General features: G+C 65.9%; 15 protein-coding genes and 1 other RNA gene. 13 read left to right on the forward strand and 3 right to left on the reverse strand.

Annotated elements, in window-relative coordinates; genetic code table 11:
- Window positions 1-16: 16 nt before the first annotated feature.
- Window positions 17-1,240 (reverse strand): ATP-grasp domain-containing protein, encoded by a 1,224-nt coding sequence (locus tag CSAL_RS07395; RefSeq protein WP_011506756.1) that lies wholly within the window; start codon window positions 1,238-1,240, stop codon window positions 17-19.
- Between the two features lie 226 nt (window positions 1,241-1,466).
- Between CSAL_RS07395 and ffs the strand changes: the two genes are divergently transcribed.
- The 7 genes from ffs to CSAL_RS07425 all read left to right on the forward strand — a co-directional run bounded on the left by ffs (window position 1,467) and on the right by CSAL_RS07425 (window position 6,856).
- Window positions 1,467-1,563: signal recognition particle sRNA small type (gene ffs, locus CSAL_RS17055), an RNA gene on the forward strand.
- A 199-nt stretch (window positions 1,564-1,762) separates the two neighbouring features.
- Window positions 1,763-3,934: a DNA polymerase III subunit gamma/tau gene (gene dnaX / locus CSAL_RS07400; RefSeq protein ID WP_011506757.1), complete on the forward strand. Its 2,172-nt coding sequence runs from the start codon at window positions 1,763-1,765 to the stop codon at window positions 3,932-3,934.
- Between the two features lie 57 nt (window positions 3,935-3,991).
- Window positions 3,992-4,318: a YbaB/EbfC family nucleoid-associated protein gene (locus CSAL_RS07405; protein WP_011506758.1), complete on the forward strand. Its 327-nt coding sequence runs from the start codon at window positions 3,992-3,994 to the stop codon at window positions 4,316-4,318.
- Window positions 4,319-4,321: 3 nt separating this feature from the next.
- Window positions 4,322-4,933: a recombination mediator RecR gene (gene recR, locus CSAL_RS07410; RefSeq protein ID WP_011506759.1), complete on the forward strand. Its 612-nt coding sequence runs from the start codon at window positions 4,322-4,324 to the stop codon at window positions 4,931-4,933.
- Between the two features lie 40 nt (window positions 4,934-4,973).
- Complete coding sequence (gene rnd / locus CSAL_RS07415) at window positions 4,974-6,101, forward strand: ribonuclease D (RefSeq protein WP_011506760.1); 1,128 nt, start codon at window positions 4,974-4,976, stop codon at window positions 6,099-6,101.
- Window positions 6,102-6,113: 12 nt separating this feature from the next.
- Window positions 6,114-6,404, forward strand: coding sequence for a YcgL domain-containing protein (locus tag CSAL_RS07420; protein ID WP_011506761.1), 291 nt, complete (start codon window positions 6,114-6,116; stop codon window positions 6,402-6,404).
- A gap of 5 nt (window positions 6,405-6,409) precedes the next feature.
- Window positions 6,410-6,856, forward strand: a complete 447-nt coding sequence (locus CSAL_RS07425; protein WP_011506762.1) for a YcgN family cysteine cluster protein — start codon at window positions 6,410-6,412, stop codon at window positions 6,854-6,856.
- Between the two features lie 93 nt (window positions 6,857-6,949).
- Here the strand turns inward: CSAL_RS07425 and CSAL_RS07430 are convergent, their stop codons facing one another.
- Entirely contained in the window at window positions 6,950-9,031 is a 2,082-nt protein-coding gene (locus CSAL_RS07430; RefSeq protein WP_011506763.1) for a S9 family peptidase, read from the reverse strand.
- Window positions 9,032-9,079: 48 nt separating this feature from the next.
- Here CSAL_RS07430 and CSAL_RS07435 point away from each other — a divergent pair, with 48 nt between their 5' ends.
- Entirely contained in the window at window positions 9,080-9,520 is a 441-nt protein-coding gene (locus tag CSAL_RS07435) for a hypothetical protein (protein ID WP_011506764.1), read from the forward strand.
- A gap of 72 nt (window positions 9,521-9,592) precedes the next feature.
- The gene (locus tag CSAL_RS07440; protein ID WP_011506765.1) at window positions 9,593-11,383 is read left to right on the forward strand and encodes a vWA domain-containing protein; all 1,791 of its coding nucleotides are present in this window, start codon (window positions 9,593-9,595) and stop codon (window positions 11,381-11,383) included.
- 88 nt (window positions 11,384-11,471) lie between these two features.
- Here CSAL_RS07440 and cysK read toward each other — a convergent pair whose 3' ends face one another.
- Window positions 11,472-12,443, reverse strand: coding sequence for a cysteine synthase A (cysK, locus tag CSAL_RS07445; protein ID WP_011506766.1), 972 nt, complete (start codon window positions 12,441-12,443; stop codon window positions 11,472-11,474).
- Window positions 12,444-12,747: 304 nt separating this feature from the next.
- Here cysK and CSAL_RS07450 point away from each other — a divergent pair, with 304 nt between their 5' ends.
- From CSAL_RS07450 to CSAL_RS07465, 4 genes are all read left to right on the forward strand, one after another.
- Complete coding sequence (locus tag CSAL_RS07450) at window positions 12,748-14,439, forward strand: long-chain fatty acid--CoA ligase (protein WP_011506767.1); 1,692 nt, start codon at window positions 12,748-12,750, stop codon at window positions 14,437-14,439.
- Window positions 14,440-14,520: 81 nt separating this feature from the next.
- Window positions 14,521-18,498 (forward strand): ATP-dependent RNA helicase HrpA, encoded by a 3,978-nt coding sequence (hrpA, locus tag CSAL_RS07455; RefSeq protein ID WP_011506768.1) that lies wholly within the window; start codon window positions 14,521-14,523, stop codon window positions 18,496-18,498.
- Between the two features lie 74 nt (window positions 18,499-18,572).
- Window positions 18,573-19,715, forward strand: a complete 1,143-nt coding sequence (locus CSAL_RS07460) for a beta-ketoacyl-ACP synthase III (protein ID WP_011506769.1) — start codon at window positions 18,573-18,575, stop codon at window positions 19,713-19,715.
- Window positions 19,715-20,464 (forward strand): MlaA family lipoprotein, encoded by a 750-nt coding sequence (locus CSAL_RS07465; RefSeq protein ID WP_011506770.1) that lies wholly within the window; start codon window positions 19,715-19,717, stop codon window positions 20,462-20,464. The genes CSAL_RS07460 and CSAL_RS07465 overlap by 1 nt, the downstream gene beginning before the upstream one ends.
- Window positions 20,465-20,475: the final 11 nt, after the last annotated feature.

Consider the following 20,475-nt stretch of genomic DNA (forward strand, 5'->3'; position numbering starts at 1 on the left):
AGGAGTACAGGCGCGATTATACATAGAAGTCCAGGTCTTCCTGACGCTTGAGCAGGTCGCGCATGGTGTGGGGATCGTCGCCGAAGAAGTACAGAAGCCCCCAGTGCGTACCGAAGGCCGTCCGCTTGGTGACGGTTTCCTCGAGCGGCGCGGTCAATTCATGGGACTCGAAGTAGGGATGATCCTCGGTTTCCTCGGGCATCTGCAGGCGGCTGACAACGCGCCGGCGCGGATAGACCCCGAAACAGCCGGCGACCCCCTTGGCGTCGACCACTTCGCGGGGGAAGAAGTCGGTGATCTCCTGCTCGGTGGTCTTGGGGTCGAAGGCCAGGATCAGGCCCTGGTAGGCATTGAAGCCGTAGGCGCGCTCGAGCAGTTCGAAGACCTTGAAGCCGGGCGGGCGATAGGCGACCTCGCCGAAGTACATTTCCCCGTCGCTGGTGACGAAGTATTCCGGATGGACGAACCCGAAATCGATATCGAAGGTCTTGATCAGCTTCTCGATCTGACTGGTGATCGACTCGCGATACTGCTCGAGTTCCGGTGTCGCCGGGACGAACACCGAGTAGCCGAGGGTCACGTATTCGGAAATGTTGAGAAAGCGGATCTTGCCGTCATGGATCCAGGCCTCGACGGCGAACTCCCAACCATCGAGGTGGGATTCCATGAGCACCGGAAATTCTTCCTCGGGGATGGTATCGACTTCGTCCGGGGTGCGGATCACGCGATGCCCCAGGCACCCCGCCTTGTCGAAGGCCTTGAGGTGAATCGGGTCGTTGGGATCGCCGTCGAGCTTGAGCAGGGTCTGGTTGACGCGCTTGAGGAAGCGGATCACATCTTCCTTGTCGTGGGCTTCCTCGAAGATGCCCACGCGGATGCCGCCCAGCTGGGCACGGCGCTTCATCAGCGCCTTGTCGCGCAGCAGCAGGGCCTGGCCGTAGAGGCGCGGATTGTCGAGCAGTACCGAGTTGATCGCCCCGGCCCACTCGACGGTTTCCTCGTACAGGGGAATGGCGACGTCGACGCCCATGTCCTTGAGCGTTTCGGCGATTTCCATCGAACGGTCGTTGAGGCGCTCGAAATTCCAGGGCACGTAGGGGATTGCGTGTTCCTTGCAGTAGTCTTCCGCCCACTCGGGGGCCACGACCACATAGCGGCGGTCGAAGTTCTCGGCGGCTTCGACGGCGTTGAGGCTCCAGCCCAGTAGCGCGATATGTCCCTTGTCGGGGGATTTTTCCATGGTCATTCTCCTTGAACGCGGGAAGGGGCCGTGCCTTTCCAGCCTAGCCTATAATGTCGAGTGGGCGTTGGATTGTTTGATGCCTTGCCGACCGGCGGACACGCTGTTATAGTGCTGCGGCGTTCGAGGCAAGTCGTTGAAAGCGCATGGCGTTTTCCTCATGTTCGAACGTTTCGGTGGCGACCTTTGGCAAGACGCTCGTCAACCGGATGCACTGTGGTGGCCCCGTCGGTCCTCCCGCAACGCTAAGCCGCGAACCCCGCCAGGCCCGGAAGGGAGCAACGGTAGTGGTGGATGCGTGTGCCGGGATGTGGCTGGCGGGGCTGCCTCCATTCTGGGCCCGTGCCGGGTCATCTCCCGTCTCGCCTCCCGCCGTGTCGCCGCCAGTGATCCCATCTTGGCTCGCCCCTCGTCGAAGTCTCCGCTAGCCGCTAGAATGGACGTTTCAATGGGTTCCCTCCGTACCGAGCGTTCGGTGCTGCACGTGGGAATCGGCCCGATCTGCAAGGACATCCTCACGGTATGAGTTACCAGGTTCTGGCCCGTAAATGGCGCCCGCGCACGTTTCATGAACTGGTCGGCCAGGAGCACGTCTCGCGCGCGCTGGTCAACGCGCTCGATCAGGGGCGTCTTCACCATGCCTATCTGTTCACCGGCACGCGCGGCGTCGGCAAGACGACGCTGGCGCGGATTCTCGCCAAGTGCCTGAACTGCCGGCAGGGCGTGACCTCGGTGCCGTGCGGTGAGTGCGAAACCTGCCGGGAGATCGACGAGGGGCGTTTCGTCGACCTGATCGAGGTCGATGCCGCCTCCCGCACCAAGGTCGAGGATACCCGCGAGCTGCTCGACAACGTGCAGTACGCGCCGACCCAGGGACGCTACAAGGTGTACCTCATCGACGAGGTGCACATGCTTTCCACGCACAGTTTCAACGCACTGCTCAAGACGCTCGAAGAGCCGCCGCCCCACGTCAAGTTCCTGCTGGCGACCACCGATCCGCAGAAACTGCCGGTGACGGTGCTTTCGCGTTGCCTGCAGTTCACGCTCAAGAACATGCCGCCCGAGCGCGTGGTGGGGCATCTGTCGCATATTCTGCAGGCCGAGTCGGTGGCCTACGACGAGCAGGCCTTGTGGCTGCTCGGCAAGGCGGCCGATGGGTCGATGCGCGATGCCATGAGCCTGACCGACCAGGCCATCGCCTTTGGGCAGGGCGAGGTGCGTCATGCCGATGTCGCCGCGATGCTGGGCACGCTGGATCACCGCCATCTGCTGGCGCTGGCCGAGGCGCTGGCCGAGGTCGATGCCGCGCGCGTGCTGCAGGAGGTCGCCAGCCTGGCCGAACAAGGGCCGGATTTCGGCGGCATTCTCGATGACCTGGCGGGCATCTTCCACCGCCTGGCGATCGCCCAGATGGTGCCGGATGCGCTGGACAACGGCCACGGCGACCGCGATACCCTGCTGCCCCTTGCCGCGCGCTTCACCGCGGAGGACGTGCAGCTCTACTACCAGATTGCCCTGCAGGGACGCGGCGACATGGAAAGCGCGCCGGACCCGCGCACCGCGCTGGAAATGACGCTGCTGCGCATGCTGGCGTTCCGCCCCCAGGGCGTGCCCAAGCCGCCGCAGACGCCGTTGCCGATTCGTGGCGCGGCGGAAGGCCAGGCCACAGCGAGCACCCCAACGGCGGACGCGCCCGGCCAGCTCGCGGCGGCGCCGAGCCAGCCGTCGCCTGCCGACACGCCGCCGCCCGCTGCCGATGCCGCGCCGGCCCACCCGCCGTCGCGTCCCGATACCCAGGCTCCCGTCGCCGAGGAAGAACATGGCGCCGCGGCAGGCGCCGATGCATCGTCTGCGTCGCCCGCAGACGAGCCAGCCGCCCCGGGGACGTTGGAATCCGAGTCGTTCGCAACGCAGGCATTTGACAACGAGCCGCTGGAAAGCGCACCGCCTGACATCGAATCGGCCGTTGCCGCTCCCCCCGAGCCTGCCGCGCCGGTGACGGAGGCGGTGCCGCCCGTGGCCGACGCCCAGGCGACCGCCGCCGAGGACGCGCTCGAGGACGCGCTCGAGGACGAGGCGCAGCGCCAGGCGGATGCCGATGGCGCCGTCGACGTGGACGACGCGCCCCCCTGGGTGCTCGACGATGCCCAGATGCCCGCCGACGAAATATCGGCTCCTCCCGAGCCGCCGAGCGCGCCCGACGCGCCGGCCACGGAGGTTGCCGAGGATGCCGACGCCCCGGCGCCCACGGCACAGGCGCCTGCCGTCGCCACGCCCGACACCGGGGCGTTCGATCATGCCCGCTGGCTGGCCAGCTTCGCGTCGCTGGGACTGGGCGGGCTGACACGCAACCTGGCGGCGCATTGCATCGTCGAGGAGGACGACGGCGATACCTTGACGTTGCGTCTGGACCCGTCGCAGTCGGCGATGCTGGCGGACGTGCACGTCGAGCGCATGACCAAGGCGCTGGCCGAGCAGGGCGTGGCCCGACGCTTGCACGTCACGGTGGCGGCGATTCCCGAGGGCTGGGAAACGCCGCGTGCGCAAGGCGAGCGGCTGGCGCAGGCACGTCATGCCCAGGCGGTTGAAGCCCTGCGTCGCGACCCGCATATTCAGATGCTGGAACAGGATTTCGGCGCTCAGCTGCTCGAGCGCAGCGTCACGCCGAGCGACGAGGCCGCCGCCCGGCGGTAGGCCGTGCCAGGCGTCATCGGCGACCTGGATATTGTCAAACCCCTTGAGGATACGATCATGATGAAGGGCGGAATGGGCAACTTGATGAAGCAAGCCCAGGAAATGCAGGAAAAGATGCAGAAGATCCAGGAGGAGATCGCCGAGACCGAGGTGACCGGCGAAGCCGGTGCCGGCATGATCAAGGTCACCATGAACGGCCGTCATGACGTCAGCCGCGTGAACGTCGATCCCTCGGTCATGGAAGAAGACAAGGAACTGCTCGAGGACTTGCTGGCCGCCGCCGTCAACGATGCGGTGCGCAAGGTCGAGGAAACCTCCAGGGGACGCATGGAAGAAGCCACCGAAGGCATGAACTTGCCGCCGGGCTTCAAGATGCCGTTCTAAGCGATGGCGTTTTCTCCTCTCGTCGATCAGTTGTTGGAGACGCTGCGCGTGTTGCCCGGGGTCGGCCCCAAGACCGCGCAGCGCATGGCATTGCATCTTCTGGAACGCGACCGTGACGGCGGTCGCCGTCTGGTCGCCGCGCTGGGCGAGGCACTGGAACACGTTGGCTATTGTCAGCGTTGCCGGACGCTGGCCGAGACGCCGCTATGCAGCATCTGCGAGGATGCGCGCCGCGATGAAGGCCTGCTGTGCGTGGTCGAGTCGCCCGCCGACATGCTCGCCATCGAGCAGGCCGGTGGGTTTCGCGGCCTCTATTTCGTTCTGCATGGCCACTTGTCGCCGCTGGACGGCATCGGTCCCGAGGACATCGGACTCGATCAGCTCGATGAGCGGCTTGCGGGCGGCAGTGTCGAGGAAGTGATCCTGGCCACCAATCCGACCGTGGAAGGCGAAGCGACGGCGCATTACATCGCCGAGCAGCTGCGGGGCACCGGCGTGCGGCTGTCGCGCCTGGCATACGGCGTGCCCATGGGGGGCGAGCTCGAATACGTGGATGGCGGCACCTTGAGCCGTGCCTTCAACGGCCGCCTGCCGTTTGCGCAAGAGTCGAGCTGATCGCGCCGTCGATAACCTTACCGTCAATAAAGGAAACGGGATGACCCCGAACTTCGAGATTCGCTGGGTGGCAACGCCCGGCGCGCTGGATGACGCGTGCGACGCACTGGCTGGCGCCGAGTGGCTGGCGGTGGACACCGAGTTTCACCGCGAATCGACCTTTTTTCCCATTGCCGCGCTCGTGCAGCTGTACGCAGGGGGCGATGCGGTCTACATGGTCGATCCCCGGGCCGTCTCGGCCAGTCCGGCGCTGCAAGCGCTGCTGAGCGTATCCGGTCCTCTCAAGCTGCTGCACGCCAGCGGCGAGGATCTCGAAGTACTGGAAAGCTGGGCCGAGGTCGGTGTCGCCCCCATCGCCGACACCCAGGTCGCGCAGAGCTTGCTGGGCACCCAGGCGTCACTGGGTTATCAGCGCTTGGTCGAGCATTGGACAGGCGATGTCCTGCCCAAGGAAGAAACGCGCTCGGACTGGTTGCAACGCCCGCTGTCGGACGCGCAGTTGCAATACGCCGCGCTGGACGTGGTCTACCTGCCGCGTATCTGGGAGGCACAGCGCGACGCCCTGATGAGGGAGGGACGTCTGGCCTGGCTGGAAGAAGAATGCGCACGTCTGTGCGATGCCAATCGTCGCGACGTCAACGCCGACGAGCACTGGTACCGTCGCCACCGCCAGTTGTGGCGTCTCGAGCCGCGTCAGCTGGCGCTGTATCAGTCGCTGACGCGCTGGCGCGAAGGCGAGGTGCGTCGGCGCGACGTGCCACGTGGCTGGCTGGCGAGCGACAAGGTGCTGTTTGCGATCGCCATGGCGATGCCGCGCAATCGGCATCAACTGGCGGCCGTCGAAGGTGTCCGGCCGACCTTGATCAAGCATGACGGCGATGCCCTGCTGGAGATGGTGCAGGCCGCCGCTCACCTGGCGGAAGATGCCTTGCCGCGTGCCTTGCCGGCACCGCAGTCGCCGGCCTTCAAGTCACGGCTCAAGGCGCTCAAGAGCGTCGTCAACCGCGAGGCCGAGCGTCTGGACATCGCCCCGGAAGTGCTCGCCAATCGCCGTGATCTCGAGGCGCTGGTGATGGCCGACCTCGATGGGGTGCCGCTGTCGCTGCCCCAGGGATGGCGCGGCACGCTGCTCGGCGACGCATTCACCCAGGCCCTGGCGGACCACTGAGAGGCTGCGACGATGACGAGACGTCTGTGTGAAATCTTCAAGAGCCCGCGCCGCGACGAGATGTACCTGTATGTGGACCGTGCGCGCGGGCTGGCGGATATGCCCGAGGCACTGCTCGAACGGTTCGGAAAGCCGGTGCCGGTGACCGTGTTGATGCTCAGCGAGGACAAGCCCCTGGCGCGTGCCAAGGCGAGCGACGTGCTGGCCGCCATCGAGGCGCAGGGGTTCTATCTGCAGATGCCGCCGGCGCGCGAGTCCTACCTGCTGGACCTGTATCGGGCGCCCACCGAGGGACGGTACTGATCGCCATGCGTGAACGTTTCTGGGAACGCCACACCCTCGACGAGCTGGACGACGAAGAGTGGGAAGCGCTCTGCGACGGCTGCGGATTCTGCTGCCTGCTCAAGCTCGAAGATGACGAAAGCGGCGACATCGCCACGCTCAACGTCGCCTGTCAGCTGCTGGATACCGACACCTGCCGGTGCAGTGATTACGACAACCGCTTCCAGCACGTGCCTGGGTGCACCAAGCTGACGCGCGACAACCTGTCGGCATTTCGCTGGTTGCCGGCGTCATGCGCCTATCGTCGGCTGGCCGAAGGACGCAAGCTCGCCGCCTGGCATCCCTTGATCGCTGGGGACGCCACGCGCATGCATCGCAAGCAGAAGAGCGTGCGGCATTTCGCGGTCAGCGAGCGTGACGTGTCGGACGACGACCTCGAGGATCACATCATCGATATCATCCCCTGTCAGTAGGGCGCCTCCGTGTGAAGGCACGAACGTCCGTGCGCCAACGCCTTGCAAGAAAGTTGCCGGCCCCGCCTCCGCGGGGCCGGCGTCGTTCTGGCGTCAGGGGGCGGCAGTCTCGGCGAGGCCCAGTGCCCAGAGGATGAAGGCATCCTGACGGGCATTGTCGTGCCAGGCCTTGAATCGGCCCGAGGCGCCGCCGTGCCCGGCCGCCATGTCGGTGCGTAGCATGATCGGACGGCGCTCGGCGGCGGGGAGCTGGGCGACGATCTCGGTCAAGCGTGCGTACAGCTTGGCCGGCTCCCAGTAGGGAACGCGGGAGTCGTGCCAACTGCCCTGCAGGAAGAGAGTGGGGTAGGGCCGCGCGACGAGGTTGTCGAGTGGCGAGTAATCGCGAATGCGCCGGTGCGCCTCGGGCTCGCTGGGATTGCCCCATTCGCTGTACTCCGCCGTGGTCAAGGGCAGGTCCGGGTTTTCCATGGTGCGCAGCACGTCGACGAAGGGCACGTCGAGCACGGCGGCGCAGAACGCCGTGGGGTCGAGATTGAGGCTGGCGCTGACCAGCAGGCCGCCGGCGCTGGCGCCGTAGGCGGCGATGCGTTCGCCATCCGCGATGCCGTGTTCGACCAGCGCGTGCCGTGCGGCCAGGAAATCGCGGAAGCTGTTTTCCTTGTGCTCCAGCTTGCCGGCGAGATACCAGGGTTCGCCGCGATCGCCGCCGCCGCGAACATGGGCGACGGCGAAGGCCACGCCGCGTGACAGCAACTCGAGGCGTGCCACTGAGAACCATGGATCGAGCACTTCCCCGTAGGCGCCATAGCCGTAAAGCAGCGTGGGCATGGGCCCCTGTGCCCAGAGATCGTCTCGCGCCACCACGGAGACCGGAATTCGCTCGCCGTCGTGCGCCTCTGCCCACACGCGCCGGCAGACCAGCCGCTCGGGAGGCAGGTCGCCGTAGACCGGTTGGACCTTGAGCAGTCGGCGGGCGTCGTTGTCGAGATCGTGTTCGATCCAGCGTGACGGCAGGGTGAACGACTCTTCGTGCAGCCGCAGCCGCCGGGTATGAAAATCCGGTGTGTCGCCCAGCATCAGGCTGCACGGGGCCTCGGGCAGGGGCAGTCGGCGTCGGGTCGGTGCCGGCGCGTCGAGGTCGAGCACGCTGAGATGGACCTGGGCTTCGCGATGATCGCGCTCGGTGATGACCAGTCCCCAGGCGAAGGCGTCGATGCTTTCCAGAGTCAACTGCGCATCGTGCGCCACCAGCGGATGCCAGGTATCGGGCGCCGTTTCGTCGGCGACATCGAGCCGGAAGTGCGGTGCGTCCTGGTTGTGCAGGATGTAAAAGTGCCCGGGACGGTGCTCGAGGGCGTATTCGATGCCCTTGATGCGCTCGCGAACGCAGCGCGGTGGCACATGCGGGTGCGCGGCAGGCACCAGGTGGCATTCCGAGGTGTCCTTGGAGGCGGTTTCCAGCACCAGCCATTCACGCGAACGCGTCTTGCCCACGCCGACCCAGAACTCGGGGTCCGTCTCGCGGAAGACGCACGCGATCTCGCCGCTTTCGATGTCCAGGCGCCAGACGCTGTCAGGGCGTTGGGTATCATCGTAGCGGGTGAAGAACAGGGTGCGATTGTCCTCGGCGCAGCACAGCTCGGGGCCGATGTCGGTCAGCAGGCGCCGTGGCGTGCCATCGGGCAGCGCACGATGAAAGAGCGTGAAATACTCGTCGCCACTGGTGTCCTCGGTCCAGGCGAGCCAGTGTTCATCGGGGGCGATGGCGATATCGCCCAGTTCCATGAAGGTCTGCTCGCTGGCGCGTGCCTGGAGGTCGAGCACGCATTCGCGGCGTGACGGTACCTGATTGGGGTGACGCCACCAGACGGGGTAGTCGGCGTCGCGGGCCGTCTCGCTCCAGTAGGTGTAATGGTCGAGCGGCGTGCCGAGTCCTTCGACGGCCAGTTCGCGTCGCGCGAGATGGCCGGAATAGAGCGCCTCGACCAGCGGTGCGAGGGGGGCGGACCATTGCGAAAATTCCTGGTTGGCCTGTTCGAGAAAGGCCACGACCTCGGGGTCGTCACGGTTTTCCAGCCAGTGCCAGTCCGGATCTTCCTTGCGTTGGAAGCGTGCCACCGGCGAGAGTTGTGTCGCGTCGTGAAGCGCAGGGATGTGCGGCTGTGCTTTCATGTGCAGCGGTGTACCATGTCGAGGAAAGATCGAACGCGAGAGGACGCGATGCTGATTTCTGATTCCCTGCCACAATTGTGGCTGAGTTACCTTGTATTATCGCTGCTGGTGCTGGTCACCGGCTACCTTGGCGTGGGCTTTTTGCCGCGCCTGCCGCGCTGGGTCGTCACCGGCGTGGTCGCGGGCATGCTGTGGGCCGTGGCGCCGTTCACGTCGCCCTTGCTGGAGGAAGGCGAGCATTATTCCGGCCTGGCGCCGGCCGTCGTCGTGACCGCCGTGGGCGTCTTGCAGGGCGATGGCGGCCAGCTCGCGGTGGCCACGCCGCTCCTGTTGATCGGCATGGCGCTGGGCGGCGTGCTGGGCGCATTGCTGTGGGTCTGGCGCCGGCGTCGCGACAACGGCGACAGCGGTGGCACCTCGCATGGCGGCAGGCGCGAGGCCTCGCGTGGCGACGACGCGCCGCAGCGTCGCGAGCCAGTGCTCAACTGAGGCGGGCACCGACAACGCCGTAGCTGACAACATAGCATCACCAAAAAAAGCGGTATTGAATAAGGAAGGGTCATGCGAGCGCTGTTCGCCTTATTGCTGGTATGCGTCGGCGGTCTGATGTCGTCGCCGGGATGGACGCAAGACGCGACGCCCCCGGATGTGCGCATGATTTTCGACGTCTCGGGCAGCATGAAGGCCAACGATCCCGCCAACCTGCGTGCCTCGGCGCTGCAGCTGGCGGCGGCGCTGCTGCCGTCTCAGGCGCGCGGTTCGGTCTGGACGTTCGGTACGCAGGTGCGCAACCCCTTGCCCGACGGCAAGGTGGATGCCGAGTGGCGGCGGCGTGCGCGCTCGCTGTCGCCGCAACTGGTCGATTACCAGCAGTTCACCGATATCGAGCAGGCGCTGCGCGAGGCCAGCCAGGCAGCGGGCGGCAAGCGCCACGTGATCCTGCTGACCGATGGCATGGTCGACCTGCCCGGGAGCGGCGAGGTGAAGCGCAAGCGTGATGCGGCCTCGCGCGAGACCTTGATTGCCTCGCTGGCGCCCGAGCTGGCCACTCAGGACGTGGTGGTGCATACCATTGCACTCTCGCGCAATGTGGACCGCGACCTGCTCGAGCGCGTGTCGCAGTCCACCGACGGCCTGGCAGCAGTGGCCGAGACGCCGGAAGAACTGCTGCGCGCCTTTCTCGATGTCCTCGAGCGCATCGTGCCCAGCGACCGGGTGCCGCTGGAGGACGGCCGCTTCGACATCGACCCCGAGGTTGACGGTTTCAACGCCTTGCTTTTCCACGACCAGGACGCGCCCGGTGCCACGCTGGTGGGCCCGGATGGCGAGCGTTACACCCGCGATGATCATCCCGACGACATTCTCTGGCAGAGCATGCCGCGTTACGACCTGATCCGGGTGCCCGATCCCGCTGCAGGGGAATGGCATGTCGAAGGCCAGGTGGGCGACAGTCGGGTCACCGTCGAGTCGCCGCTGACGTTGCGCACCGAGACCATGCCGACGTCCTTGTACCTCGGCTTCGACACGCCGCTCGAGGCCTGGTTGTCACGCGAGGGCGAGACACTCGTGGGCGATGCCATGCCCGAGGGCATGCGGATGCGCGCCGAGCTGCGCGATCTGGACGACGCGACGCTGTCGTCGACGACGCTGACCGCGGGAGAGGACGGCCATTTCACCGGAACCCTGCCGGCGCCCGAGCAGGAGGGCAACGCGCGTCTGGTGGTGACCGCCGAAGGCCCCACGCGCGTGCGCGAGCGCGTTCAGGGGGTCAATGTCATCCCTCCCTTGGCGGCTTCCCTGAACGACGATGCCACCACGGTCATCCTCGAGGCCCAGCACCCGCGACTCGACGCCGATAACACCCGGGTGTCGTCGAGCGTGCTGGGCGAGTCGCTGGACGTGGAACCGGTCGGGCCGAAGACATGGCACATTGCATTGCCCGACCTCGATCCGCATCAGTCGGTCCCGCTGGAACTCACGCTCGAGGTGACGCTGGATGGTCGTACCTGGTCGATTCGCCTTCCCGCGCTGCGCCTCAATCCCGATGCGCGCATCGGGCTTTCCGGCGCCGATGTCGGTGCCGCCCCGTCAGCGGAGGCCTTGCCGGACACCGGCGAGGAACGCACGGAAAGCGCCGAGGAGGGCGAGCGCAACCTGAGCGAGATGGCGGGTGCTTTATGGCACAAGGCCGGTGATGAATGGCAGGCGTTGAAGCCGCATGTCGCCCCTTATGCCAAGCGTCCGGCGACCTGGGCGGCGTTGGCCGCGCTGTTGCTGGCGGTAGTGGTACTGTCGGTCATGCGCCGGCGTGCCCGGCGCCGTCGGCGGCGTCGCCGCGAACCGCACGTCTAGGGCATGACGCACGTACCGCTGGTGACCCTCTCATGGCCCCGGTGACGATACCGGGGCGCATGCGTGTGGCACGAGCCATGCGGGGGCGTCAGGGGGTGAGCTCCTGCTCGGTGAACACGTTCTCGAACAGCGGGCCGCTCAGGTAGCGCTCGCCGCTGTCGGGCAGCACCACGGCGATGGCCTTGTCGGCGAAGGCGGGGTCGTCGGCCAGCCGCAGTGCCGCGACCATCGCGGCCCCGCAGGAAATGCCGCACAGAATCCCTTCCTCGCGCATCAGGCGTTGCGCCATGGCCATGGCGTCTTCGCTGGTGACGCCCTCGACCCGGTCGACGAGCCCCAGATCCAGATTGGCGGGAATGAAGTTGGCGCCGATGCCCTGGATCTTGTGCGGTGCGGGCTGGATTATCTCGCCGCGAAGCGCCTGGGCGATGATCGGTGACTCGGCGGGTTCCACCGCCACCGACAGCAACGGTCGGGCGCGGGTTTCCTCGAAGTAGCGCGACACACCGGTCAGCGTGCCGCCCGTGCCGACGCCGGCCACCAGGACGTCGAGCTTGCCGTCGGTGTCGTTCCACAGCTCGGGACCGGTGGTGTCCTCGTGAATGCTCGGGTTGGCAGGATTCTCGAACTGCTGTGGCATGTAATAACGCTCGGGCGCGGCGGCGAGCATGTCATTGGCCTTGTCGACGGCGCCCTGCATGCCTTTGGCGGGCTCGGTCAGGACGATCGTGGCGCCCAGTGCCTTGAGGACCTTGCGCCGCTCGAGGCTCATCGAGGCCGGCATGGTCAATGTCACCGGATAGCCTCGCGCCGCGCCGGCGAACGCCAGAGCGATGCCGGTATTGCCCGAGGTGGGCTCGAGAATTTCCTTGCCGGGCGTGAGCAAGCCGCGATGCTCGGCGTCCCAGATCAAGTTGGCGCCGACGCGGCATTTGACCGAAAACGCCGGATTGCGGGCCTCGATCTTGGCGTACAGACGCGGATGCGACGTGAGGCGACGAATCCGTACCAGTGGCGTCTTGCCGATGCTGGCGCTGTTGTCTTCGAAAATGGCGGCCATGAGTGCTCCTGTGGCGCGGCGCCTTCTCACGAGGCACCTTGGTATTGAACGATAGTTTTAATCGTCTGTTTTAATGCGGGGCGTCCTGTTATAACGGGAACGTCCCGTCGAATACGATTGTCCGAATGTTGTCGAACAGTCTTTCATGATGCACGTCAAGGGGCCTGGTGGATATGTCGACGTGGCCCTATCTTGTAAAGAGACGGATCGCGAACAGCGGTGAGGTTTCGATATCACCGCGGCTCGAGCATCAATAATAAATGTCGGCACCATGAAGTCGACCCCTGGTCAGCGGAGATACACGATGAGTCACGCCATGTCGCCGGTCGTTTCCGGTCCGCCTCTCGAAGGAATGGATGAGTTCTCCTCCGTCAACGAGGTATTCGCCGAGGCGTGCCGGCGCTTTGCCGACAAGCCGGCCTTCACGTGCATGGGGCGAACGCTGCGCTATGCGGAACTCGAGCGTTTGTCGCGGGATTTCGCGGCCTGGCTCAGTCACGAGACCGATCTCGAGCCGGGCGACCGGATCGCCATTCAGTTGCCCAACGTGCTGCAATTTCCGGTGGCGATATTCGGCGCCATGCGGGCGGGGCTGGTGGTGGTCAACACCAATCCGCTGTATACCGAACGGGAAATGGCGCACCAATTTCAGGATGCGGGCGTCAAGGCCATTCTGATTCTCGCCAACATGGCCGACAAGCTCGAGCGCATTCTTCCCCGGACCGATATTCGTCATGTCCTGGTCACCGAGCTCGGCGACATGCACGGCTTCCCCAAGGGCGCGCTGATCAATGCCGCCGTCAAGCACGTCAAGAAGATGGTACCGCGGTATTCATTGCCCGATGCCATCGGATTCCGCACGGCCTTGTCGCAGGGCCATGGCCGGACCAGCGAGGCCGTGACGTGCCACGGCGACGACATTGCCGTGTTGCAATACACCGGCGGCACCACGGGGGTGGCCAAGGGCAGCATGCTCACGCATCGCAACTTGATCGCCAACATGCTGCAGACCCGGCAGATGATCGCCGGACTGATCGAGGAAGGCCGCGAGACGATCATCGCACCGTTGCCCGTCTACCATATCTATACGTTCACGGTGAATTGCCTGTTCACCATGGTGACGGGGAACCATACCGTACTGATCCCCAATCCCCGCGATATCGACGGCTTCATCAAGACGTTGCGCAAGACCGAGTACACCGGTTTCGTGGGGCTCAACACGCTCTTCAACGCGCTCTGTCAGCGCGAGGATTTCCGAGCGCTGGATTTCTCGCGCCTCAAGCTGACCATTTCCGGCGGCATGGCGCTGACCAAGGCCGTCGCCAAGCGCTGGGAGGAAGTCACCGGCTGCGCGGTGCTGGAAGGCTACGGGATGACCGAAACCTCGCCCATCGTGTGCGTCAACCCGCCGGACGGCATCCAACTGGGCACCATCGGCAAGCCTGTGCCCGGCACCTCGATCAAGGTGATCGGCCCCGAGGGCGAGGACGTGCCGCGGGGTGAGCCGGGCGAGCTTTGCGTCAAGGGGCCTCAGGTGATGAAGGGCTATTGGCAGCGACCCGAAGACACCGCCAGGGCAATGGATGACGAGGGCTGGATTCGTACCGGCGATATCGCCGTGATCCAGGAGGACGATTACGTGCGTATCGTCGATCGCAAGAAGGACATGATCATCGTCTCCGGCTTCAACGTCTATCCCAACGAAGTCGAGGATGTGGTGGCCGCCCACGAGGACGTGGTCGAAGTCGCGGCCATCGGCGTGTCCGATGACGCCACGGGCGAGGCGATCAAGCTCTTCGTGGTGAGCCGCAACGAGGCGCTGGACGCCGAAACGCTGCGCGGCTGGTGCAAGCGCGAACTGTCGGCCTACAAGGTGCCCAAGCTCATCGAGTTCCGCGACGAGTTGCCCAAGACCAACGTCGGCAAGGTGCTGCGTCGCGAATTGCGCGACTCGCAAGGTGCCCAGGCGCAGGTATCCGAGCAGGATACGACATAGGCGCGAGGTCGGCCTTGGCGTTACAATCGTCGGCTCGCCTTCCCCGAGGGCGAGCCGTTTTGCTGATTTCATGAGGCGCCCTTGAGCACGACACCGACGAGCGATTCCCGCGATCAACTGGCGCGTCTGCGCGCGCAACTCGACGACTGCCTGCTGCGCGATGCCCACGAACAGGGGCGCCGCCTGGCCAAGCTGAACGGGCGCGCGCGCAGCGGTAAACCCATCGACCGCTCGTTGCGCGACATCGAAGCCCGTCTGGCGCGTTCGCGCGAGCAGCTGGCGGCGCGGCGCGCGCAACCGCTGACGTTGCGCTATCCCGATGACCTGCCCGTGGTCGAACGCCGTGAGGATCTGCTGGCGGCGCTCGACGCTCACCAGGTGGTCGTGGTCGCTGGCGAGACCGGCTCGGGCAAGACCACCCAGCTCCCCAAACTGTGTCTCGAGCTGGGGCTGGGGCGCCGAGGGCTGATTGGCCACACCCAGCCACGGCGGCTGGCGGCGCGCACCGTCGCCACACGCCTCGCCGAGGAGCTGGACGTGCCGCTGGGGGCGCAGGTCGGCTACCAGGTGCGCTTCACCGACCAGACCGACGAGCGCACCCTGGTCAAGCTGATGACCGATGGCATCCTGCTCGCCGAGACGCAGAACGACCCGGATCTGATGCGCTACGAGGCGATCATCATCGACGAGGCGCACGAGCGCAGCCTCAACATCGATTTCCTGCTCGGCTATCTCAAGCGCCTCACCGAGCGGCGGCCCGACCTCAAGATCATCATTACCTCGGCGACCATCGACGTCGAGCGTTTCAGCCACCACTTCGGGCGCGACGGCAAGCCGGCGCCGGTGGTGGAAGTCTCGGGGCGCACCTATCCGGTGGACGTGTTCTATCGACCGCTGGTGCGCGATGCGGACGACGAGGAAGACCGCACCTTGCAGGAGGGCATTCTGCATGCGGTGGAAGAAGTCGAGACCATCGAGCGCGAGCGACGCTGGTACAGCGGGCCCCGCGACGTGCTGATCTTCCTGCCCGGCGAGCGGGAAATTCGCGAAACGGCGGACACGCTGCGCCGTGCCGACCTCAAGGGCACCGAGATCCTGCCGCTTTATGCGCGGCTCTCCAATGCCGAGCAGAATCGCGTGTTCCAGCCGCATGCCGGACGCCGCATCGTGCTGGCCACCAACGTGGCGGAAACCTCGCTGACCGTGCCGGGCATCCGCTACGTGATCGACCCCGGCCTGGTCCGCATGAGCCGCTACAGTTATCGCGCCAAGGTGCAGCGCCTGCCCATCGAGCCGATCAGTCAGGCCAGCGCCGACCAGCGCAAGGGGCGTTGCGGGCGCATCAGCGAGGGCGTGTGCATCCGCCTCTACAGCGAAGAGGACTTCCTGGCGCGGCCGACGTATACCGAGCCGGAGATTCAGCGTACCAACCTGGCTTCGGTGATTCTCTCCATGCTGGCGCTGAAGCTCGGCGACATCGAGGCTTTCCCCTTCGTCGACGTGCCGGATTCGCGCTTCATCAAGGACGGTTATCGTCTGCTCTATGAACTGGGGGCCGTGGGCGCCGACAATCGCCTGAGCGAGCTCGGGCGTCGCGTGGCCCGCCTGCCGATCGACCCGCGCCTGGCACGCATGGCACTCGCCGGTGCCGAGCAGGGCAGCCTGCGCGAGACACTGATCGTGGTCAGCGCCTTGTCGACGCAGGACCCGCGCGACCGTCCGGCGGACAAGCGCCAGGCGGCGGACGAGAAGCATCGCCAGTGGCAGGACCCCGAGTCGGACTTCATGGCCTGGCTCAATCTCTGGCATGGGGTCGAGCAGGCCCGCGAGACCCTCTCCGGCAACCAGCTGCGGCGCTGGTGCCGTGACAACTATCTCAGCTACCTGCGGCTGCGGGAGTGGCATGACACCTTCCGCCAGCTCAAGCAACTGACGCGTGACATGGGACTCGAGCCCTCCAGCGCGGTATTGCCGCCCAAGGAGGACGACGCTGCGTCGGCGCGTCCGCGCGTCGATGGCGAGCGCTTGCACAAGGCGCTGTTGTCGGGGCTGCTCTCGCACCTGGGCACGCTGCAGGAAAACCGCGAATACCTCGGCGCGCACAACCGCAAGTTCATGATTCATCCCGGCTCGGGGCTGGCCAAAAAGACGCCCAAGTGGGTCATGGCCGGCGAGCTGGTGGAAACCTCGCGCCTTTATGCGCGCGACGTGGCGCGCATCCAGCCGGCATGGGTAGAGCCCATGGCGTCGCATCTGGTCAAGCGCAGCTACAGCGAACCGCACTGGGAGATGAAGCGTGGCCAGGTCGTGGCGTTCGAGCAGGTGACGTTGTTCGGTCTGCCGATCGTCACCGGGCGGCGCATCGACTACGCCAAGGTGGCGCCGGAAGAAGCCCGGGAGCTTTTCATCCGGCGTGCGCTGGTGGAAGGGGAGTACCGCACCCAGGCGGCCTTCTTCCAGCACAATCGTGCCCTGATCGACGACGTGGAAGAACTCGAGGATCGTGTCCGCAAGCGCGATATCCTGGTCGACGAGGAGACGCTGTTCGCCTTCTACGATGCCCGGCTGCCGGCGGACGTGGCCGGCGCGCGCAGCTTCGAGCGCTGGCGCAAGCAAGCCGAACGAGAAGCGCCCGAGGTGCTCAAGCTCGAGCGTGCCACCCTGATGGCGCGCGATGCCGAGGAAGTCACCCAGCAGGCCTATCCCGACGAGCTGGTGCACAACGGCGTGCGCTATCCGCTGGATTATCATTTCGCACCGGGCGAGTCCGACGATGGCGTGACGCTGACGGTACCGGCCGCCATGCTGTCGCAGCTGCCCGAAGGACGGCTCGAGTGGCTGGTGCCGGGGCTGTTGCGAGAGAAATGCATCGCACTGCTCAAGACGTTGCCCAAGGCGATCCGTCGGCAGGTGGTGCCGATTCCCGATTGGGTGGATGCGGCCCTGGCCACCCTGGTGCCCGACGAGCGCCCGTTGACCGAGGCCCTGGGCGAGTTCCTGCGCCGGCGCACGGGGGTGCGCCTGAGCGCCGACGATTGGCGCACGGATCAGCTCGAGCCGCACCTGATCATGAACCTGCGCGTGGTGGCGCACGATGGCGAGGTGCTTGGCGAAGGGCGCGACCTCGGTGCCCTCAAGCAGCGCTTCGACGAAGCGGCCAGCCAGGGTGCCAGGGCGCTGGCGGCGAGCGGTCCGACGGCGGAGGCGCTGGCCGAGCTGCCGGAGCAGGCGATTCCCGAATCGCGCTCCACCCAGCAGGCGGGCATTCGCGTCGAGGCCTACCCGGCGCTGGTCGACCGAGGTGACAGCCTGGCCATCGAGTCGTTCGATCATCCCGACAAGGCGCATGCCGCGCACCGCCATGGCGTCAAGCGTGCGGCCATGCTGCGCCTGCCCGAGCAGGTTCGTTACCTGTCGCGCGAACTCAAGGGACTGGATCGCTGCGCGTTGCTGTTCGCCAAGGTGGGGAGCAAGACGCAGCTCGTCGACGATCTGGTCGAGGCGGTGTTCCTGCAGGTCGTTGCCGTGGACCCGTTGCCGCGTGACCGCCAGTCCCTGGAAGCGCGCATCGAGGCCACGCGGAGCGAGCTGGTGGCGCACGCCGAGGAGCGGGTCGCGACCCTGCAGAAAGCGCTGGAAGGGCATCTCGAGGTCACCAAGGCCCTCAAGGGCAACCTGAACCTGTCCCTCGCCCTGGTCTACAGTGATTTGAAGGCCCAGATGGCGCGCCTGGTCTATCCCGGCTTCGTCAGCGATGCCGAGGAATGGCTCGAGCAGTATCCGCGCTACATGCAGGCGGCGTTGATCCGGCTCGAGAAGGCCCCGCGCGAGCGGTCCCGCGATCAAATGGCGATGCAGCAGGTGCATGCGTTCGAAGAGCGGTTGCGCGCGCGCCTCGAGGCCGATCAGCGTGAAGGGCGGCGTGACCCGCGCTTCGTCGAGTTCGGCTGGTGGCTGGAAGAGTTGCGTGTCTCGCTGTTTGCCCAGCAACTGGGCACGCTGGCGCCGGTCTCGGCCAAGCGCCTGGAGCGTCGCTGGACGGAACTCACGGGACGGTGACCTCGCGCGCCAGATGACCGCCCCGCGAACGGGGCATCGACGACACCATAACAAGCGCATCACGGAGCACGCTCATGACGCACGCGGTCATTACCGGTACCGGCCTTTACACGCCGCCACACGCCATCGACAACGCCACGCTGGTGGCCTCGTTCAATGCCTGGGTGGATCGCGAAAACGCGCGCTACCAGGAGGCGATCGAGGACGGATGGCGTCAGCCGCTGGAGCATTCCAGCAGCGAGTTCATCGCCAAGGCATCAGGTATCCAGAGTCGCTATGTGGTGGAGGCGTCGGGCATTCTCGACCCCGACCGCATGCGTCCGCACCTGGCGCCCCGGGCCGACGATGCACTCTCCCTGCAGGCCGAGATGGGACTCGACGCGGCGCGCCAGGCGCTGTCTGCCGCAGGGGTCGAACCCGGCGCGCTGGATACGGTGATCGTGGCCTGCTCCAACCTGCAGCGTCCTTATCCTGCGGTGGCGGTGGAGCTCCAGGCCGCGTTGGGCGCCGAGGGACATGCCTTCGACATGAACGTCGCGTGCTCGAGCGCCACCTTCGCCATCGACCAGGCCAACAACGCCATCCGTGCCGGCAGCGTCAAGCGAGTCCTGGTGGTGAGCCCGGAAATCTGCTCGGCGCACCTCAACTTCCGGGATCGCGACAGTCACTTCATCTTCGGCGATGCCTGCACGGCGGTGCTGCTGGAAGCCGACGACGTGGCCTGCGCCGAAGAGCGTTTCGACGTCGTGAGCACGCGCCTGGCGACACGCTTCTCGAACGCGATCCGCAACAATTTCGGCTTTCTCGACCGCGTGACCGACCATCCCGTCGACCGGGATCCGGCCTTCGTCTCCGACAAGCTGTTCGTGCAGGACGGGCGGCGCGTGTTCAAGGACGTCTGTCCGCTGGTCGCGTCCCTGATCGGCGAACACCTCGACGCCGAGGGGCTGGCCCCCGACGACCTCAAGCGGCTGTGGCTGCACCAGGCCAATCGTCACATGAACGATCTGATCGCGCGGCGTGTGCTGGGCCGCGAGCCGAGCCTGGCCGAGGCACCGGTGATTCTCGACCGCTATGCCAACACCAGTTCGGCGGGCTCGATCATCGCCTTCCATCTGCACCGGGAAAATCTGGTCGCAGGCGATGTGGGGGTGGTCTGTTCGTTCGGAGCGGGCTACAGTGCGGGCAATGTGATATTGCGTAAGGTGAAGGCTTGATGAAAACGACCAAGTGGCTGGCCGTGGCGTGCATGGCGGCGGCGGTGAGCGGCTGTGCCAGCCAGGGGCAGACGCAGGGCAATCCCGACGATCCGTGGGAAAGTTACAATCGCAAGGTGTTCGCTTTCAACGACACACTGGATCGCTATGCGTTGAAACCCGTCGCGCAGGGCTACGACTACGTGACGCCCGATCCGGTCCAGACCGGGGTGGGCAATTTCTTCAGCAACCTCGGCGAGGTCGGCACCACGATCAACAGTGTGCTGCAATGGAAGTGGGCCAATGCCGGCATCGCCTCCGGCCGTTTCGTGATCAACTCCATCCTCGGGGTGGGCGGCATCCTCGATCCGGCCTCGCGCATGGGCCTGGTGGAGCGCGAAGAGGACTTCGGGCAGACCCTGGCCACCTGGGGCGTCGCCGAAGGCCCCTACGTGGTGCTGCCGGTGCTCGGTGGTCGGACGCTGCGCCATACCTCGGGGCTGCCCGTGGACTGGTACACCGATCCGGTGACGTATGTCGAGGAGGACGAGGTACGCTATGGCCTGAGGTTCATCGATCTCATCGATACGCGGGCGGGGCTGCTCGACCGCGAGGAGCTGATTCGGGGCGACCGCTACAGCTTCATCCGCGACGCGTATCTGCAGAACCGGCGTTACGAGGTCAACGATGGCGAAACGGGAGCGGATCCCTTCGCCGACGGTGACTTCGGCGACGATTTCGAATACGACGAAGACGCCTTCGCCGAGTGACCCCGAGGCCC

It is taken from the genome of Chromohalobacter israelensis DSM 3043 (genome assembly GCF_000055785.1).
Classification (GTDB): domain Bacteria; phylum Pseudomonadota; class Gammaproteobacteria; order Pseudomonadales; family Halomonadaceae; genus Chromohalobacter; species Chromohalobacter israelensis.

Bases quoted from the DNA above. Each gene is read 5' to 3' on its own strand.
- CSAL_RS07425 (WP_011506762.1), top strand. From the start codon at position 6,410: ATGCGTGAACGTTTCTGGGAACGCCACACCCTCGACGAGCTGGACGAC.
- cysK (WP_011506766.1), bottom strand. From the start codon at position 12,443: ATGGCCGCCATTTTCGAAGACAACAGCGCCAGCATCGGCAAGACGCCA.
- CSAL_RS07405 (WP_011506758.1), top strand. From the start codon at position 3,992: ATGATGAAGGGCGGAATGGGCAACTTGATGAAGCAAGCCCAGGAAATG.
- CSAL_RS07440 (WP_011506765.1), top strand. From the start codon at position 9,593: ATGCGAGCGCTGTTCGCCTTATTGCTGGTATGCGTCGGCGGTCTGATG.
- dnaX (WP_011506757.1), top strand. From the start codon at position 1,763: ATGAGTTACCAGGTTCTGGCCCGTAAATGGCGCCCGCGCACGTTTCAT.
- CSAL_RS07450 (WP_011506767.1), top strand. From the start codon at position 12,748: ATGAGTCACGCCATGTCGCCGGTCGTTTCCGGTCCGCCTCTCGAAGGA.
- CSAL_RS07435 (WP_011506764.1), top strand. From the start codon at position 9,080: ATGCTGATTTCTGATTCCCTGCCACAATTGTGGCTGAGTTACCTTGTA.
- recR (WP_011506759.1), top strand. From the start codon at position 4,322: ATGGCGTTTTCTCCTCTCGTCGATCAGTTGTTGGAGACGCTGCGCGTG.
- CSAL_RS07430 (WP_011506763.1), bottom strand. From the start codon at position 9,031: ATGAAAGCACAGCCGCACATCCCTGCGCTTCACGACGCGACACAACTC.
- rnd (WP_011506760.1), top strand. From the start codon at position 4,974: ATGACCCCGAACTTCGAGATTCGCTGGGTGGCAACGCCCGGCGCGCTG.
- CSAL_RS07460 (WP_011506769.1), top strand. From the start codon at position 18,573: ATGACGCACGCGGTCATTACCGGTACCGGCCTTTACACGCCGCCACAC.
- CSAL_RS07465 (WP_011506770.1), top strand. From the start codon at position 19,715: ATGAAAACGACCAAGTGGCTGGCCGTGGCGTGCATGGCGGCGGCGGTG.
- CSAL_RS07420 (WP_011506761.1), top strand. From the start codon at position 6,114: ATGACGAGACGTCTGTGTGAAATCTTCAAGAGCCCGCGCCGCGACGAG.
- CSAL_RS07395 (WP_011506756.1), bottom strand. From the start codon at position 1,240: ATGGAAAAATCCCCCGACAAGGGACATATCGCGCTACTGGGCTGGAGC.